Source organism: Haloferax prahovense DSM 18310, assembly GCF_000336815.1.
Lineage (GTDB): Archaea > Halobacteriota > Halobacteria > Halobacteriales > Haloferacaceae > Haloferax > Haloferax prahovense.
Genome location: NZ_AOLG01000016.1, coordinates 1 through 760 on the forward strand (window position 1 = coordinate 1; position 760 = coordinate 760).

Below are 760 nucleotides of genomic sequence, written 5' to 3' on the forward strand. Positions count from 1 at the left end.
CTTCCAGGTCGATATCGTAGGCTTCCTCGTCGTAGTCCGCGTTGAACGCGGCATCGGCTGCCTCGAGATCGGTCGCATCATCGGGAACATCGGGTGCCGACTCGGACTCGTTGATTACTGCCCGAAGATCATACTCCTCGTACGCCTCCAGCACATCATCGACGAAGTCCCAGTATTCCTCAATAGAAGCCGTCTGCCTGTTGGGTACGTCATAGCCGAGGGCCTCCATTCCCGCGACTGCACGCTTGTTGAGAATCGCGTACGTGTCTGGGGCGAGGACATGAAGTAATTCGGTCGCTGTGGCCCAGCCGAACCCATCGAGTTCCAGTACATCTTCCAGTGCGTCCGAATCCTCGAGAGCTCGTTCAACAGTGCTGGCGACTTCCTCGGGTGACTGCTTGTCGAATACGATGTCGTCGACATAGTAGTCGATACTGCGCCGGGGCTCGGTTGCCCAGAAGCCGTCGTGAGCCACCAGTTCCGCAAATGCGTCACGCGTTGGATTATCGAGGAAGTTCTTGGCTAGCTTGCGCTTCTCTGCGATGTCGTCATTTCGGTCGGGATAGTATGCCATCGTTGAATCCTCCACTCTGTTTTGAGTAGTAGCCATTTTCACTCAAGACTAATACTCAACACAACATCGTGGATGTAGATGTATATAGTTTTCTCTAGTTAGAGAAATCAGAACCTCTAATCAGAAAAATCGCAGAGAAATACAGGCTCTCTCCGGGAAATTCGCGGTGGGTTTGCTCTGAATCTC

The 760-nt window shown here is 52.9% G+C and carries 1 protein-coding gene; it reads right to left on the reverse strand.

Annotated elements, in window-relative coordinates:
• Positions 1-574: hypothetical protein (locus tag C457_RS08735; RefSeq protein ID WP_008093765.1), on the reverse strand; the 574-nt coding region annotated here is incomplete at its 3' end.
• Positions 575-760 lie beyond the last annotated feature (186 nt).